This window comes from Streptomyces sp. CA-142005 (assembly GCF_050942335.1).
In the GTDB taxonomy this organism is placed as follows: domain Bacteria; phylum Actinomycetota; class Actinomycetes; order Streptomycetales; family Streptomycetaceae; genus Streptomyces.
Genome location: NZ_CP192078.1, coordinates 7,158,345 through 7,174,564, shown reverse-complemented (window position 1 = coordinate 7,174,564; position 16,220 = coordinate 7,158,345). Strand labels below are relative to the sequence as shown.

The 16,220-nt window shown below is 71.4% G+C and carries 9 protein-coding genes and 1 pseudogene; 2 read left to right on the top strand and 8 right to left on the bottom strand.

The genetic code is table 11. The annotated features are described in order from the left end of the window. Positions 1–785: 785 nt before the first annotated feature. Complete coding sequence (locus tag ACQPXS_RS33425; RefSeq protein WP_351805913.1) at positions 786–2,909, bottom strand: DNA gyrase/topoisomerase IV subunit B; 2,124 nt, start codon at positions 2,907–2,909, stop codon at positions 786–788. A gap of 440 nt (positions 2,910–3,349) precedes the next feature. Between ACQPXS_RS33425 and ACQPXS_RS33420 the strand changes: the two genes are divergently transcribed. Next, positions 3,350–3,580: a DUF7455 domain-containing protein gene (locus tag ACQPXS_RS33420; protein WP_361124201.1), complete on the top strand. Its 231-nt coding sequence runs from the start codon at positions 3,350–3,352 to the stop codon at positions 3,578–3,580. A gap of 101 nt (positions 3,581–3,681) precedes the next feature. Here the strand turns inward: ACQPXS_RS33420 and ACQPXS_RS33415 are convergent, their stop codons facing one another. From ACQPXS_RS33415 to ACQPXS_RS33385, 7 genes and pseudogenes are all read right to left on the bottom strand, one after another. Then, the gene (locus ACQPXS_RS33415; protein ID WP_433453078.1) at positions 3,682–4,548 is read right to left on the bottom strand and encodes a serine protease; all 867 of its coding nucleotides are present in this window, start codon (positions 4,546–4,548) and stop codon (positions 3,682–3,684) included. Between the two features lie 122 nt (positions 4,549–4,670). Beyond that, complete coding sequence (locus ACQPXS_RS33410) at positions 4,671–6,221, bottom strand: RNA polymerase sigma factor (protein ID WP_433453076.1); 1,551 nt, start codon at positions 6,219–6,221, stop codon at positions 4,671–4,673. A 446-nt stretch (positions 6,222–6,667) separates the two neighbouring features. Next, on the bottom strand, positions 6,668–7,555 hold the full coding sequence (locus tag ACQPXS_RS33405; protein ID WP_433453075.1) for a FadR/GntR family transcriptional regulator: 888 nt from the start codon (positions 7,553–7,555) through the stop codon (positions 6,668–6,670). Between the two features lie 162 nt (positions 7,556–7,717). Continuing rightward, positions 7,718–10,285 (bottom strand): ATP-binding cassette domain-containing protein, encoded by a 2,568-nt coding sequence (locus tag ACQPXS_RS33400; RefSeq protein ID WP_433453073.1) that lies wholly within the window; start codon positions 10,283–10,285, stop codon positions 7,718–7,720. 164 nt (positions 10,286–10,449) lie between these two features. After that, positions 10,450–11,208: an NUDIX hydrolase gene (locus ACQPXS_RS33395; protein WP_351208985.1), complete on the bottom strand. Its 759-nt coding sequence runs from the start codon at positions 11,206–11,208 to the stop codon at positions 10,450–10,452. A 130-nt stretch (positions 11,209–11,338) separates the two neighbouring features. After that, a pseudogene (locus ACQPXS_RS33390) lies at positions 11,339–12,006 on the bottom strand (glycogen debranching N-terminal domain-containing protein); the annotation flags it as partial. A gap of 125 nt (positions 12,007–12,131) precedes the next feature. Continuing rightward, positions 12,132–13,694, bottom strand: coding sequence for a DUF4192 domain-containing protein (locus ACQPXS_RS33385; RefSeq protein ID WP_433453072.1), 1,563 nt, complete (start codon positions 13,692–13,694; stop codon positions 12,132–12,134). Positions 13,695–13,836: 142 nt separating this feature from the next. Here ACQPXS_RS33385 and ACQPXS_RS33380 point away from each other — a divergent pair, with 142 nt between their 5' ends. Beyond that, positions 13,837–16,002 (top strand): RecQ family ATP-dependent DNA helicase, encoded by a 2,166-nt coding sequence (locus ACQPXS_RS33380; RefSeq protein WP_433453070.1) that lies wholly within the window; start codon positions 13,837–13,839, stop codon positions 16,000–16,002. Positions 16,003–16,220: the final 218 nt, after the last annotated feature.

Here is a 16,220-nt window from a genome sequence, read left to right as displayed (position 1 = left end):
TCGCGGGTGGATACCGCGCCGGGCGGAGGCGGAGGCGGAGGTCGGTCAGGGCCGGGGTTTCGCCCACTGACGGGGAGAGGCGCGGGCTCCTGGCCGACAGTGCCGGTGGCGGGGTGGCCGCGGAGCCCGGCACCACGTTTGGCGGGCACCCGTCAGAAGCGTCGGCCCACGCAACTCTCGCGATGACTCGGCTTGGGATAGGCCTGGAATACCTGGGATGGAGGGGGCTGACGCAAGCGTCCGCGAGCCCCCGTGACCCCGTCCCACACCCGGCCCGCCGGACCGAGCCTTGTCCGGCCCGACGGGATCAGGCCGGGTCCGGTCCCGCGGGAGCAGGGCCTGTACGGCCCGCCAGTATCTCGCCCCGCCAGGCCCAGCACGACCAGCCCACGCACGCCGACAGTGAAGCCGACGTCGCCAGTGGGCGGCAGGATGTGGCGTCAGTGGGCGGCAGGATGTGGCGTCGGCGACCGGCCGTCGCGGTCGAAGGCGCGGGCTGCCGCGTCCCGACCGTGGCCCGCCGCAAGCGGCCGCGAAGAAGGCCATCCGTCAAGCGGCGAAAGCCCACCTGACCAACCCCGGAGCCCACAGGCCACCGCAGAAGGCCCCGGGCGACCGCAGAAAAGGCCGGCCGACCGACCAGGACCACGGGGCCCCAGGAGCACAGGACCCGCGGAGGCAGACCACCGTCCCCCTCCGCCGGTCACCTACCCCCGTCACCCGCCCCGGCTGCCCGGTTCAGCCCGTCCGAGGCCAACCGAATCGGCCGAGGCACAGCGCAGCGGCTACGCGTCGATGCGCGACCGGTCCAGCGTCGCAGCCGAGCTGGAGATGAACTCCTTGCGCGGCGCCACGTCGTTGCCCATCAGCAGGTCGAAGACCTGCTCGGCGGCCTCCAGGTCGGACAGGTTGATCCTGCGCAGCGTGCGGTGACGCGGGTCCATCGTGGTCTCGGCCAGCTGATCGGCGTCCATCTCGCCCAGACCCTTGTACCGCTGGATGGAGTCCTTGTACCGGATGCCCTTGCTCTGGAACTCCATCAGCTTGTCCCGCAGCTCGCGGTCGGAGTACGTGTAGACGTACTTGTCCTGGCCCTTCTTCGGCTGGACGATCTCGATGCGGTGCAGCGGCGGCACCGCGGCGAAGACCCGGCCGGCCTCGACCATCGGCCGCATGTAGCGCTGGAACAGCGTGAGCAGCAGGCAGCGGATGTGGGAGCCGTCCACATCGGCGTCGGTCATCATGATGATCTTGCCGTAGCGGGCCTGATCGATGTCGAAGGTGCGGCCCGAGCCCGCTCCTATGACCTGGATGATCGCGCCGCACTCGGCGTTCTTGAGCATGTCCGTCACCGACGACCGCTGCACGTTGAGGATCTTGCCGCGGATCGGCAGCAGCGCCTGGAACTCGGAGTTCCGGGCCAGCTTGGCCGTACCGAGCGCGGAGTCGCCCTCGACGATGAACAGCTCGCTGCGGTCGACGTCGTCGCTGCGGCAGTCGGCGAGCTTCGCCGGCAGGGACGAGGACTCCAGGGCGGTCTTCCGGCGCTGGGCGTCCTTGTGCTGGCGGGCCGCGACGCGCGTGCGGGCGGCGGCCACGACCTTCTCCATGACGACCCGGGCCTGCGCGGCGGCGTCCCGCTTCGTGCTGGTCAGGAAAGCCTTGAGCTCCTTGGTGACCACGTTGTTCACGATGCGGCGGGCCGCCGAGGTGCCCAGGACCTCCTTGGTCTGGCCCTCGAACTGCGGCTCGGCCAGGCGCACGGTCACGACGGCGGTGAGGCCCTCGAGGGCGTCGTCCTTGACGATGTTGTCCTCGGCCACCCGCAGCAGCTTCTTGGCGCGCAGCACGTCGTTGAACACACCCGTCACGGACTGTTCGAAGCCGGAGACGTGGGTGCCGCCCTTGGGGGTGGCGATGATGTTGACGAAGGACCGGATGGTGGTGTCGTAGCCGGTGCCCCAGCGCAGCGCGATGTCGACGCCCAGTTCACGGGTGACCTCGGTGGGGGTCATCTGGCCGTGCTCGTCGAGGACGGGGACGGTCTCCTTGAAAGTGCCCTTGCCCGAGAAGCGGAGGATGTCGCAGACGGGCTTGTCACCCGCCAGGTACTCGCAGAACTCGCTGATGCCGCCGTCGAAGCGGAACGACTCCTCGCCCTTGCTGCCACCCTCGCCCAGGCCGAACTCGTCGCGCACGATGATCGTCAGACCCGGTACCAGGAAGGCGGTCTGCCGGGCGCGCTGGTGCAGGTTCTCCAGGGAGAGCTTGGCGTCCTTGAGGAAGATCTGCCGGTCGGCCCAGTACCGCACGCGCGTGCCGGTACGGGTCTTGGGGATCTTCTTGGTCTTGCGCAGGCCGCTCTTGGCCTCGAACTTCGCGTCGGCGCCGTCGGCCGCGAAGGCCCCGGGCACGCCACGGCGGAAGCTGACGGAGTGCGTGTGGCCGCCGCGGTCCACCTCGACGTCGAGGCGGGCGGAGAGGGCGTTGACCACGGAGGCGCCGACGCCGTGCAGACCGCCGGAGGCGGCGTACGAACCGCCGCCGAATTTGCCGCCGGCGTGCAGCTTGGTCATGACGACCTCGACGCCGGACAGGCCGGTCCTGGGCTCGACGTCCACAGGGATGCCGCGGCCGTTGTCGCGCACCTCCACGGAACCGTCGTCGTGGAGGATCACCTCGATGCGGTCGCAGACGCCCGCGAGGGCCTCGTCCACGGAGTTGTCGATGATCTCCCACAGGCAGTGCATCAGACCGCGGCTGTCGGTCGATCCGATGTACATGCCCGGGCGCTTGCGCACGGCCTCGAGGCCCTCGAGGACGAGCAGGTGCCGCGCGGTGTAGTTGGAACCGTCCCGGTCTGCTCCTGCCAGCAGCGCTGTGGACGGCACGGACGTGTCGGCGGTCACGCGGTTCGCTCCTCGCTGAATTTCAGTTGGCCCCCTACTGGGTAAGGGGACGGCTTCGGTCGCCGCTCAGAGGGTACCGAGGCCTGGTAGGGCCGGTGTAACGCCACCCTCGTCGAGAACTCAGACTAGTCCAGGCTCGCATGCATGTTCGATCCCTCGATGGAGTGAAGTACATATCACGTTCCCTTGGAGGCATGAACCATTTAGGCTCCGGGCACGTCCTCCTGAACAACAGGCAACCCGGCCTGGAGGACCGAAACACAACACTGCGCGAAACCGTAAGCACCCCAAGAGACGCACTACGGCACATTCGCCGCCAACCGGCAGCAGACAGCCGCCCCGGAAGATTTTTTCGAGGAAAAGCCACGAGCGGGAACGTTTTCGGGCTGGTTGGATGTTGACCCTGGTACGACAGCTCGTCGAGCTAGAGAAGAGGCGACGTGACTACTGTTCTGACCCCCGCGAGCCCGTTGACGGCCGCCGATCGCTGCGACCGCTGCGGCGCCCAGGCATACCTGCGCGTCGTCCTGCTCAGCGGCGGAGAACTGCTCTTCTGCGCCCACCACGGTCGCAAGTTCGAGCCGGAACTCAAGAAGATCGCCGCTGAGATACAGGACGAGACGGAGCGGCTGACGTCCGCTCCGGGCACCGCTTCCGAAGAAGAGCGCTGAATCTCGCACACACGACGAGCCAGCCCCGGTACAGGCCGGTGAACGGGCGGCCGCTCCTGTCCAGGAGCGGCCGCCCGTGCTCATATCCCGGTGCCGACGCGTCAGGAGCGTCCTTGGGGCTCGCGGCTCTGTGAGGCCGCCTCCAGCGCTCTCACGACGCTGGAGACGCTGGAGACGCGCGTGTACACGCCAGGACTGCCCGGCCTGCCACAGCCGCTCCCCCATGACACGAGACCGATCAGCCGGCCTTGCGCCACCAGCGGCCCGCCGCTGTCCCCCTGGCAGGCGTCCGGGCCCCCGCCGGCCTCCCCGGCGCAGAGCATGCTGTCGGGCCGGTAGGTGCCGTCGGGACCGCCCGGATAGGCGCGGGCGCAGAGGTCGTCGGGCAGCACGCGCATGCGTGCGGCATGGAGCCGGCGCGCATAGCCGCCCCCGCCCGTCGTGTCGCCCCATCCGGAGACCGTGGCCTGCGTGCCCGGCGTGTAGGCCGGATCGCCTGCGCCGGCCATGCCGATGACCGCGCTCTGCGGCAGCGGCTTGGCAAGGGTGAGTACGGCGAAGTCGCCGGCGTTGGTCCCGGTGTCGTACCCCGGATTGACCCATGCGTCGCGCACGGAGACCTCCTGCCCCTCACCCGACAGCAGATCGGTGCGGCCCGCGATGACCCGGAAGTCGCGCACCCGGTTCGGGGGCGCCCCGAGGACGTCCTCGGCCAGACAGTGGGCCGCGGTGAGCACCGCCGTACGCGCTACCGCCACGCCGCCGCAGAACTGGCCCGCCCGGGTACCTCCGAACCGGTCACGGCTGGACAGTGCGACCGTCCACGGGGCCTGCGAGACGTCTATCGGAAAGCCGCCGACCACGACGCTGTCGGCGGCCACGGGAGCCGCGCTCACCAGGGGTATGGCGGCCACGGCGGCCGCCAGGGCCAGTGGCCGGATCAGTGCCTGGGCAACGGTACGGTGCATGCAGGCTCCTCACTCTCGGGTGATGCCGGAACACCCAGAGTGATCCACTTCGGGCTCGCGCGCAGCACGAAGGCCCGGCTCCCGCGAGGGGAGCCGGGCCTTCGTGCTCGTACGACCGTGACCTAGTCGAGGTAGTCGCGCAGCACCTGGGAACGCGACGGGTGGCGCAGCTTCGACATGGTCTTGGACTCGATCTGGCGGATGCGCTCACGCGTCACGCCGTACACCTTGCCGATCTCGTCGAGGGTCTTCGGCTGACCGTCGGTGAGACCGAACCGCATGGAGACGACGCCGGCCTCGCGCTCGGACAGGGTGTCCAGAACCGAGTGCAGCTGCTCCTGCAGGAGCGTGAAGCTGACGGCGTCGGCAGGGACGACGGCCTCGGAGTCCTCGATGAGGTCACCGAACTCGCTGTCGCCGTCCTCACCCAGCGGGGTGTGCAGCGAGATGGGCTCGCGGCCGTACTTCTGGACCTCGATGACCTTCTCCGGGGTCATGTCGAGCTCCTTGGCCAGCTCCTCCGGGGTGGGCTCGCGGCCCAGGTCCTGGAGCATCTGGCGCTGCACGCGCGCGAGCTTGTTGATGACCTCGACCATGTGCACCGGGATACGGATGGTGCGGGCCTGGTCGGCCATGGCGCGGGTGATGGCCTGACGGATCCACCAGGTGGCGTACGTGGAGAATTTGTAGCCCTTGGTGTAGTCGAACTTCTCGACCGCGCGGATCAGACCGAGGTTGCCCTCCTGGATGAGGTCCAGGAAGAGCATGCCGCGGCCGGTGTAGCGCTTGGCCAGGGAAACCACCAGACGGAGGTTGGCCTCCAGGAGGTGGTTCTTGGCGCGGCGGCCGTCCTCGGCGATGATCTCCAGCTCGCGCTTGAGCTTCGGCGCCAGCTTGTCGGCGTTGGCCAGCTTGTCCTCGGCGAACAGACCCGCCTCGATGCGCTTGGCGAGCTCGACCTCCTGCTCGGCGTTGAGCAGGGGGACCTTGCCGATCTGCTTCAGGTAGTCCTTGACCGGGTCGGCGGTGGCGCCGGCCGCGGCGACCTGCTGCGCGGGCGCGTCGTCCTCGTCCTCGTCGGACAGGACGAAGCCGGCGTTCTCGGCACCCTCGGGCTCGTCGGCGACCTTGGTGTCCTCGAGAACCTCGTCCTCGAGAAGCTCGGCGTCGTCCTTCTTGGCCGTGGTCTTCTTGGCCGCCGCCGCCGTCTTCTTGGCGACGGTCTTCTTGGCGGCCGCCTTCTTGGCGGTCGTCTTCTTGGCCGCGGCCTTCTTGGCCGGTGCGGCTTCCTCGGCGGAATCGGCTGCGGCCGGAGCGACGGGCGCCGCGGGGGCGTCCGTGGTGGCGGTCGCCTTCCTCGTCGTCGTCACCGTCTTCGCCGCGACCGTCTTGGTGGCGGTGCGCTTCGCCGGGCTCTTCGCTGCGACGCTCTTGCGGGTGCGCTTGGGCTCTGCGGCACTGACCATCAGCGTCACACCCTCTTCCTCAAGAATCTGGTTGAGGCTGCGCAGTACGTTCTTCCACTGAGTGGCCGGAATCTGGTCAGCTTCGAAGGCCCGACGCACATCGTCGCCGGCGATCTGCCCCTCAGCCTTTCCCCGCTCAATGAGCGCCATGACAGAGACGGACTCGGCGATCTCCGGCGGGAGCGTACGGGATGTGCTGGCCGACACGAACAACCTCTCGGAACGTTGGAAAACGGCTTCCGGCACCGTCCACTGCGGACAGGAGCCGACCACCGGCCTGGGGATGGGCCGACGGCGCGGGCGGGGGCCGGGAAGATGCACAGCGCCTGTGATGGCGTCCGTATTCCCTCCGCGGCTGTCACCTCTTAGGTCATCGCGCTGTTTCCCCGAGCGTTACGCCCAATCTGCGTGGCCCGAGTCACACCCCGTAAGCGGACAAAAGCGGTCAGATTCTGGCAAATGAGATCACCATTGCCATCCCTCCCGATCGCGCGCATGACCCCGGCGGCCCCTCGCGCCGCTGGACCCCGCCGGACCGCACAGGGTCCGGCGGGGTCCAGCGGCGGCCGGCATCGAGCCCGGCGCCGACACGAGTGCCACGAGAACCGGGCTGACCCCGCACACCGGCGACCGCACCGCCCTGACCGCGAGGGTCAGTGCTCGCGCGGGGCGGGCACCACGCGCTCGACCTCGGGGTGGACCGTGAGCAGTTGACGCATGGCCGTCTCGGCGGCCGCGCCGTCGCCGGTGCCCAGCGCGTCGACAATCCGCGCGTGCTGCGCGAGCGACGCCTCGTTCGGGCGGTCACAACCCGTGACCGGACCGCCGGAGACCTGGAGGGCCGCCGAGACGATCCCGGAGAGGTGCTCCAGCATGCGGTTGCCGGCGATCTGGATGAGCAGCGAGTGGAACTCGTTGTCGGCGCGCGAGTACGTCAGCGCGTCGCCCTGCGCCATGGCATGGCTCATGATCTCGACCATGTCAGAGAGGCGCTGCTGCACGTCCTCCCGTCCGTGGCCGGCGGCGAGGCGGGCGGCGAGCGGCTCGATCGTCCAGCGCAGCTCGCTCAGCTCGCGGCGCTGATCGTCGCGCTGGGGCCCGAAGGCCCGCCACTCGATGATGTCAGGATCGAGCAGGTTCCAGTCACTGACGGGACGCACGCGGGTGCCGACGTTCGGGCGGGCACTGACCAGGCCCTTTGCCTCGAGGACACGGAGGGACTCGCGGACGACGGTGCGGGAGACCTCGAAGCGCTGGCCGATCTCCTCGGGCACCAGCGGGCGGTCGGCACCCAGGTCGCCGGAGACGATCATCTGTCCCAGCTGTTGAACGAGTTGGCCGTGCAGGCCGCGTCCGCGGCTGCCGGCGGCACGCCGGCCGACGCGGCCCAGCTCGGGATCCGCGCCCTCCCAGGAGGGCGCTCCGACGCGTTCGGCCACCTGGGGCTCTGCGTAGGGATAGCGGTCGAGTTCGCCCGGGCCGGCCAGACCGGAGTCGGTGGAGCGGGCGGCGGTCATCATGGTGTGCGCAAGGGTACTCACGGATCCTTTGTCGGCGTCGCTTCCAACTCCCTTAAGGTCTTTGGTGAAAAGCACACGAAAGGGTGATCGCTCACGCCGTCGCAATTGACGCCTTATCGGAAAGAAATGGCCTTTCCACGGGGAGTTGTGCACACGGCGGGATCGGAAGTGGACGCACGCTCGTCACCGGAGCCGGGTGCGCAGTGCCGTGTAGAGATAGGCGCACAGCAGCGCCGACAGCGACAACCCAAGTGCGCTGCCCACGGGTTGGGCGAGCACCCGCGCCAGCCCGAGCAGGTAGCGCTCGCCGCCGAAGGGCCACTGCGGCAGGAAGATCTCTCGCATCCGCACCGGGAATCCGGCTGCCAGGCGCAGGGCGGGCCCCTGCATCACCTTGTGCACGAGGGGGTCGATGACAACGGGTACGGCGAGTACGGCGGCGAGGCCGCCCGTGGTGGACCGGAACACACCGGCCGCCAGCACACCCGCCCATGCGCAACCGACGACCAGACAGAACCAACTCGCGCCCAATGAGAGCCAGTCCGGGGGAACTTGCGTGAGCTCCCGACCGTAGACGATGTAGAGCGCTTCGGCGTCGCAGCCCACGGTGAGGAAGGCCAGCATGGCCGCGGTGGCTCCGGAGACGAGCAGTTTCGCGGTGAGCAGTCCCAGTCGGCGGGGCACGGTGCCGCGGTCCGCGGCGAGGGCGGGGTGGCGGAACTCGTCTCCGAAGGCCAGCGCACCCAGTAGCCCCGCCGCGAGCGCCGCGGGCGGTAGTGGCAGCTCCCGCGGCCACGCGGCGAACAGCCGCGCCTGTGGCGTGTGCCCGATCCTGGCCAGCACTACGGTGATGAGCGCGGACGCCGCCAGTACGGAACCGCAGGTGACGAAGCCGACGCCGATGCCGGTGGCGCGCCGGATCTCGTAGCGAAGGGGGCGCAGCGGGCTGGGGGCGGGGCGGACGCAGATGGGGGGCGGGAGGGGGGACAGGGGATCGGGAGAACGTACACCGTCGGGGCGGGCGGCGCGGGTGGCCTGCGGCTGACCGGCGCCGGGGTTCCTGGCGCCGGGGAGGCGGGTGCGCAGGGCGGAGATGCCCGCTGCCACAGCGCTCACGCCGCCGGTCTGCGATTCCTGGGCCGCCGAGGTCGCATCGTGCCCGGCGGACGGGGTGGGCATCGTGTCGGCGGTGCGGCCACCGTCGACTCCCGCGAGCGCCTCGGCGGGCGCCCCTCCGGCACCTCCGTCGAGCGCGTCCTCCCCGACGGGGCCGACCTCGCCGTGTGCCGTCCCGCCGGTTCCCGGGGCCGCGTCGTCCGGCGACGCAGCCTCGGCCGGTACGCGCCGGGTGGACTGCGTGTGCTCCGTTCCCGCCCTGGCCCTGGACGCCTCGCCGAGCGACGGCTGTTCACCGCTGGGGGCCTGGGTCCGCTCGCCCGCCGACGGTTCCTCGCCCGAGACGACGCCGGGCACGGCCCGCCACGGCGCCGGCGTGTCCGCCGGGGCGTTCGCCCGCTCCCCCACCGAGAACCCGAAGGGCAGGGTGACGCGATCCCTCCTCGCGGAACCCGACGCCGTGGCGCCCGGCTCGCCCGACGAGAGGCCAGGCGCCACAGCGGACTGCCCCGACATGGATGCGTCCGACGCAGAGGCGGCGAGTTCGGCCGACGACGAACCGGGCGCCGGGATGCCGGACACGGACGCCGCCAGGACGACCTCCGGGGCACCCGGCTCCACCGTCGGCCAGCCGCGCACCGTCGGCTCGGCCTCCGCGGGCGAGGAACCGGTGCAGGCGTGTTCCAGGTCCACGTGCGGCCCGTTCGCCGCCTCGGCGCTCGCCTCCCCGGACGAGACTCCGATCCCGGCACCGGATCCCGGCCCCATGTCGCCGATCTCGTCGGCGAGTTGGTGCACGGGGATGCCGTGGCGGAAGGCAGTCTCGCCGACATCGGCGGTCGTCGATCCGTACACCGAAAGGCGATTGCCACCCTCCCGTACGACCTCGACGGACCGGCGCGCGGTACGGGCCTCCTTGGCGAGCAGGGCCGCGAGGCGTGCTGCGTGCGGACTGCGGACGGCCACCCGCGGACGCAGCCGGGTGCGGGCGAATTCGCTGGCCGCCTGGTCGGCGACGAGTCTGCCGCCGTCGAGGGTCACGACCCGGTCGGCCGTGCGCGCGGCCTCCTTGGGATCGGCCGTGGTGAAGAGCACCGTGCCACCCTGGCCGGCGTGGGCTCGCAGCGTGCCGTGCAGCCATTGCGCCTCACGGGCGGAGAGACCGGCGGCGGGCTCGTCCAGGACGAGCGTGTGCGGATCGGGCAGCAGGGCGCAGGCCAGGCCGAGTCTGCGGTCCACCCCGCACGAGAGCGTGCCGAGGCGTTCCTCACGAAGGCTGACGAGGCCGAGCACTTCGAGGACCTCGTCGGCCCGTCGCGCCGGAAGTCCCGACGCCGCGCACAACATGCGCAGATGTCCGCGCACCGAGCGGGCCGGATGCCCCGGCACGTCGCCGAGGAGCACGCCGACCTCCCGCGCGGGGTGGGCGATCCGATGCAGCGGCCGACCTCTGAAGTAGGTGATGCCACGCCCCGGTTGAAGCTCGAGCATCAGCCTGAGCGCCGTCGTCTTGCCCGCGCCGGCGGCTCCCAGGAGCACGGTGACATGCCCCGGGCGCGCTTCGAAGGAGACGTCGTCGAGGGCGGGTGGGTGCGCCTTGCGGGGATTGCTGGTCAGTCCGAAGGCCTGGATCACCTGCAGCAAGATAGCGCGTGATGTCCTCTTTTTCGGGTATCAACCGGTTCAGTACCACACGTGGTGCCGATCAACCCGGTCAACGTCCGCCATTCGGGGGAAGCGGCGCCGCGCCCGCACGATCGGCCCACCTGATCGACCGGGCGGCCGGCCGCCTGCGCCCCTCAGACCTCGGGGCGCAGCATCGGCGGGTTGAGCAGGGTGGCACCGCCCGCCCGGAAGAGCTGCGCCGGCCGACCCCCCTGGCGCGTGGTCGTTCCTCCGGTGGGGACGAGGAATCCGGGGGTTCCGGTGACCTTGCGGTGGAAGTTGCGCGGGTCCAGGGCCACCCCCCACACCGCCTCGTACACCCGGCGCAACTCGCCGACGGTGAACTCGCTCGGGCAGAACGCGGTGGCCAGCGACGAGTACTCGATCTTGGACCGGGCCCGCTCGACCCCGTCGGCGAGGATCTGGGCGTGATCGAAGGCGAGCGGCGCCACGGGCTCGCCGTCACGGCCGTAACCGCCCTGCTGGAGCAGTTCCTCCACCGGTGCCCAGCGCGCGTTGCTGGCGTCGCCTCCCGCACGCGGGGCGGGCAGGTCGGGCGCGAGCGCGAGGTGCGCGACGCTCACCACACGCATGCGCGGGTCCCGCTTGGGGTCCCCGTAGGTGGCGAGCTGCTCGAGATGCGCCCCGTTGTCCTGGGCGGGTGCGGAGGGGTCGTGTGCACACAGCCCGGTCTCCTCGGCGAGCTCGCGCGCCGCCGCCTGGGAGAGGTCCTCGTCGGCCCGTACGAAACCTCCGGGCAGCGCCCAGCGCCCTTGGAACGGAGGCTCGCCCCTGCGGACCGCCAGCGCGCACAGGGCATGGCGGCGCACGGTCAGCACGACCAGGTCCACGGTGACGGCAAAGGGCGGAAAGGCTGACGGGTCGTAGGGCATGCCGCGATCATAGTCGTCTTCCTGACGATAAACACTCCCTTCCCCGGGCGCATCGACGGTGGTGCCGCTTCGTTCCGGTACGGCGCGCAGGACCGGCTCCTGTTCTTCGCTTCTGTGGTGTCGTACGAGGTCACACTCCCAGTAGCAGGCCGTCCGCCGCCTCCTCGACCATGGCCAGCCCCAGCCGGCTGATGCGCACGGCGAACGGGGCGCCGGCGACGCGCAGCCCGGTCAGGCCGAGTTCACCGAGCGGCGCGCTGCGCACGGGTCTCAGGGTGACCGTTCGGGCGGGGTGTCGGGGCGGATGCCCGCGAGCGAGGTGAGCATCATGATCGCGGACGCCGCCGCGGTGGCCGCCGGCCGGCAGGCAGCCGGGTGCGGGAGGGGGGCGCTCCCGTTGGAGCGCTGCGTGCCGGCAAACATCTCCGGCAGCCGGTGGCCGAAGTGTTCCGCCGCTTCGAGGAGTCCTCTCAGCAGGCCGCCGGCTTTCTTCTCGTAGCCGGCCGCGGCCAGTCCGGTGACGGCGAGTGCGGTGTCGTGGACCCGGACGGCTCCGGTCCGGTGACCGAACGGGTTGTGTCCCACCTCCTTGACGCTGATGCCCCGCAGTCCCCAGCCCGCATCCATGGCCGGGGCGCCGAACAGCCGGGCGAGGTGGTCGGTCTGTACGGAGTCGAGGAGGCGAGATGGGCCCTCGCGGGCGCCCCGAGCGGTCGGGGGCGGCCGATGGACCCGGCCGGCCAAGCGGCCCGGAAGTGCGTCACCGCCAGGACGGTCGCCTCGACTCGCGCGAGGCCGGTTCCGGAACAGCCTCCGGGGGTGGGTGCCGCTGCTGCCCGCAGATTCCGTCGAAACGCCAGGCGCCTTCCTCGGGCGGACCTGCTCGGCCAGGGACCCGCCGCCCGCGCTCCCCCGCACGGCGATCACCCCTCCCCTTCGGGCTCGCGCCGGTCGTTCTTCGACAGGGCTGCGCCGGTCGTGGTGCCGCCCGGTTCCGCCGCACGCGTGCGCGCGCTGCCCAGGCCACGGCTGCCCGGGCTCGAGGATTCGGCCGCCGACGGGCCGGGGTGCGAACCGGGCGGCCTCCGCCGTCCGCCCGTCCGGGCCGGGCGAGGGGCATCGCCGCCGTCGGCAGGCCGCACACGACGCCGTCGACGCGTGCCCGTCCCTCGGCCCGCTTCGGCTCCGAGCCGGTCGTCCGCTCGGGCGGCCGCTGTCGCCTCTTCGCCTGCCGGGAGTTCGGCCCGCGCCGTCCTCTCCTCCGCGTGCGACCGTGAGCCGGTCTCCGCCGGCGTGCAGCTCGCACGATCCGCACGGTTCGCACGCAGGCAGCGGCGGATCGCTTCCGGGTCGAGGCCTTCGTTGCAGGCCTGGTGCAACAGCCGGGCGAACAGATAGTCGGGATCCGCGCCCAGTGCCATGGCCAGCGCCTCACGGGCCTCCAACTCGTCACCTGTCGACCAGGCGACCCAGCCGGCCAGCGTCAGCGGAGCCGCGGCGTGCTCGCCGTAGGGTCCGACGCAGCGGCGGGCCAGCGCCCGCCAGAGCCGGAGGGCCGGTCCCGCCTCGTCGCCCTCCATCCACGCGGCCGCGCGGTCGCGGGTCGTACGGTCCTGGAGCCCGAGGATCAAAGTCGCCGCCTCGTCGTGTGCGAGCAGGCGGTCGTCGCGCAGGTCCGCCGGATGCGTGCCGGACACCGGTGCTGCGACGGCGAAGCGGTGGATGATCCGCTCGGCGAGGTCCAGGGTCTCCTCAGCCACTCGGGCGCGGGACGCCTCGTCGAGAATGCGGGGCACCAGGCTCATACCGGCCGCGTCCAGGGCGAGCTCCTGCTCCAGGGCCGCGGTCGTCTCCCAGGGCTGCAGCCTGGCACGCAACTCCCTGAGGGTGCCGCGCACCTGGATGCCGGCGTAGGTGGCCGCGGCGGCCAGGACGGAGGTGCCGGGCAGGCCCATCGGCGAGCCGTCCTCGGGGCAGCAGCTCTCGATCGGGCAGCAGTACGACCAGAAACGGCCGTCGGAGATGCACAGTGCCTCGATGACCGGCACGTCGAGCTCGCCGCACTGGGTGCGCAGCAGGTGGGCGAGCCGCTCGAGCCGTCGTTTGACGTCGCGGCCGGACTCTCCCGGGGCCGGTTCCTGGCAGACGTAGGCCACCATCTGTTCGGGCCGGGCGCCGCGCCGTGCACTGCCGGTGATCAGACCGTGGGCCAGCTGGCGTGCGGCCGCCTCCCAGTCCTCCTCGTTCGCCGGGATGCCTAGCCGGGCCCGGCCGCCGAACCTGCCCCGGCCTTCCTTGTCGTGCAGAGCCACCAGCACCATGCTGTCCTCCGGCCGGTAGCCGAGGAGGTACGGCAGGGCGTCGGCCAGCTCGGCGGGGGTGCGCAGCGTGACCTGCGTGTCGTGTGCGGACGGGCCGGTGAGCGGCTCCTGTCCCGAGATGTCGCTGTTTTCGAACGGTCCGGTGGTTTCGCTGTGATTCGTCATGCGCCGACGATCTCGCGGATCTTGAGATTCCGGTTGAGCCTGTGGACAAGTCGAATCAGGGACACGACAAAACCGTCCCGTTGTCCACAGCCCGGGGCAGTGGTCCGCCCGCTTGTCGGTCCCGTCCTGTTGTATGGGACGCATGGAGCACACGAGCAACGCGGATCTCCGGGCACAGGCGGACGCCGTCCTCGCCCGGCTCGTCGGGGATGCCACGGGCGCGGCCCGGCTGCGCGAGGACCAGTGGCGGGCGATCGAGGCGCTGGTCGCCGAGCGGCGCCGCGCCTTGGTCGTGCAGCGCACGGGGTGGGGCAAGTCCGCGGTGTATTTCGTGGCGACCTCGCTGCTGCGGGCCAGAGGCAGCGGACCCACGGTGATCGTCTCGCCCCTGCTCGCGCTCATGCGCAACCAGGTGGAGGCCGCGGCCCGGGCCGGCATCCACGCCCGCACCATCAACTCCTCCAACACCGAGGAGTGGGACGCCGTCCAGGCCGAGATCGCGGCCGGCGAGGTCGATGTCCTGCTCGTCAGCCCGGAGCGGCTCAACAACCCGGACTTCCGCGACCAGGTACTGCCCAAGCTGTCCGCCGCGACCGGCCTGCTGGTCGTGGACGAGGCCCACTGCATCTCCGACTGGGGTCACGACTTCCGTCCCGACTACCGGCGGCTGCGCACCATGCTCGGCGACCTCCCGCCCGGTGTCCCCGTGCTGGCGACCACCGCCACGGCCAACGCCCGGGTGACCGCGGATGTCGCCGAGCAGCTGGGCACCGGCGGCACCTCGGACGCCCTGGTGCTGCGCGGGCCGCTGGACCGGGAGAGCCTCAGCCTCGGCGTGCTGCGGCTGCCGGACGCCGCGCACCGGATGGCCTGGCTCGCCGACCACCTCGACGATCTGCCGGGCTCCGGCATCATCTACACGCTCACGGTCGCCGCCGCCGAGGAGGTCACCGCGTTCCTGCGGCAGCGGGGGCACGCGGTCGCCTCGTACACGGGCAAGACGGAGAACGCCGAGCGTCAGCAGGCCGAGGACGATCTGCTGGCCAACCGGGTCAAGGCGCTGGTCGCCACCTCCGCGCTCGGCATGGGCTTCGACAAGCCGGATCTCGGTTTCGTCGTCCACCTCGGCTCCCCCTCCTCCCCCATCGCCTACTACCAGCAGGTCGGCCGGGCGGGCCGCGGTGTCGAACACGCCGAGGTACTGCTGCTGCCGGGCAAGGAGGACGAAGCGATCTGGCAGTACTTCGCATCGCTCGCCTTCCCCTCCGAGGAGCTGGTCCGGCGCACCCTGGACGTCCTCGCCCGGGCGGACGGCCCCCTGTCGCTGCCCGCGCTGGAGCCCCTGGTCGAGCTGCGCCGCTCCCGGCTGGAGACCATGCTGAAGGTCCTGGACGTGGACGGAGCGGTCCACCGCGTCAAGGGCGGCTGGGTCGCCACCGGGCGGCCCTGGTCGTACGACACCGAGCGCTACGACTGGGTGGCCCGGCAGCGGGCGGCCGAGCAGGAGGCGATGCGCGCCTACGCGTCCACCACCGAGTGCCGGATGGAGTTCCTGCAGCGCCAGCTGGACGACGAGGGTGCCAAGCCCTGCGGCCGCTGCGACAACTGCGCCGGACCACGCTTCACCGCCGACACATCCACGGCGGCGGTGGACGCCGCGCGCAGCGACCTGGGCCGGGCCGGCGTCGAGGTGGAGCCCCGCCGCATGTGGCCGACGGGGCTGCCGGCCATCGGCATCGATCTCAAGGGACGCATTCCAGCCGGTGAACAGGCCGCGTCGGGGCGGGCTCTGGGTCGGCTCTCGGACATCGGCTGGGGCAACCGGCTGCGTCCGCTGCTCGCGCCCCAGGCTCCGGACACCGCGGTGCCGGACGACGTGGCGGGGGCGGTGGTCGGTGTCCTGGCCGACTGGGCGAAGGGCCCCGGCGGCTGGGCTTCCAGTGTGGCCGGCGCCCAGGACCGGCCGGTGGGTGTCGTCACCGTCGCCTCGCGAACCCGGCCCTCGCTGATCCACTCGCTGGGCGCCCGGATCGCCGAAGTCGGCCGGCTGCCGCTGCTCGGCTCCGTGGAGTACGCCGAGGACGTGCCGCGGGTGTCGCGCAGCAACAGCGCGCAGCGGCTGAAAGCCCTCGACGGCGCGCTGACGGTACCGCCCGCCCTCGCTTCGGCGCTCGCTGCGGCCGACGGCCCGGTGCTGCTGGTCGACGACTTCACGGAGACGGGCTGGACCCTCGCGGTCGCGGCACGTCTGCTCAGAAAATCCGGCGCACGGGCGGTGTTGCCGCTGGTCCTGGCCGTGCAGGGCTGACCCGGCACCCCGCCTCGGCAACCGTACGGGCACGGCCTGACACCTCAGGCGTCATCGGGCTTACCTTTGGGTAGGGATATAAGCCACGCACCACCAGATAACAGTCGGTGGCCCCAATTGCTCGTTGCCGCATCCAAGTTCGGCAGGAAGAATTGAGGTCCGCTCCCCGCGCGGCTCGCCCGTGATCGGTCGGGCTCTGCTGCGGTGCGCGGTCCCTC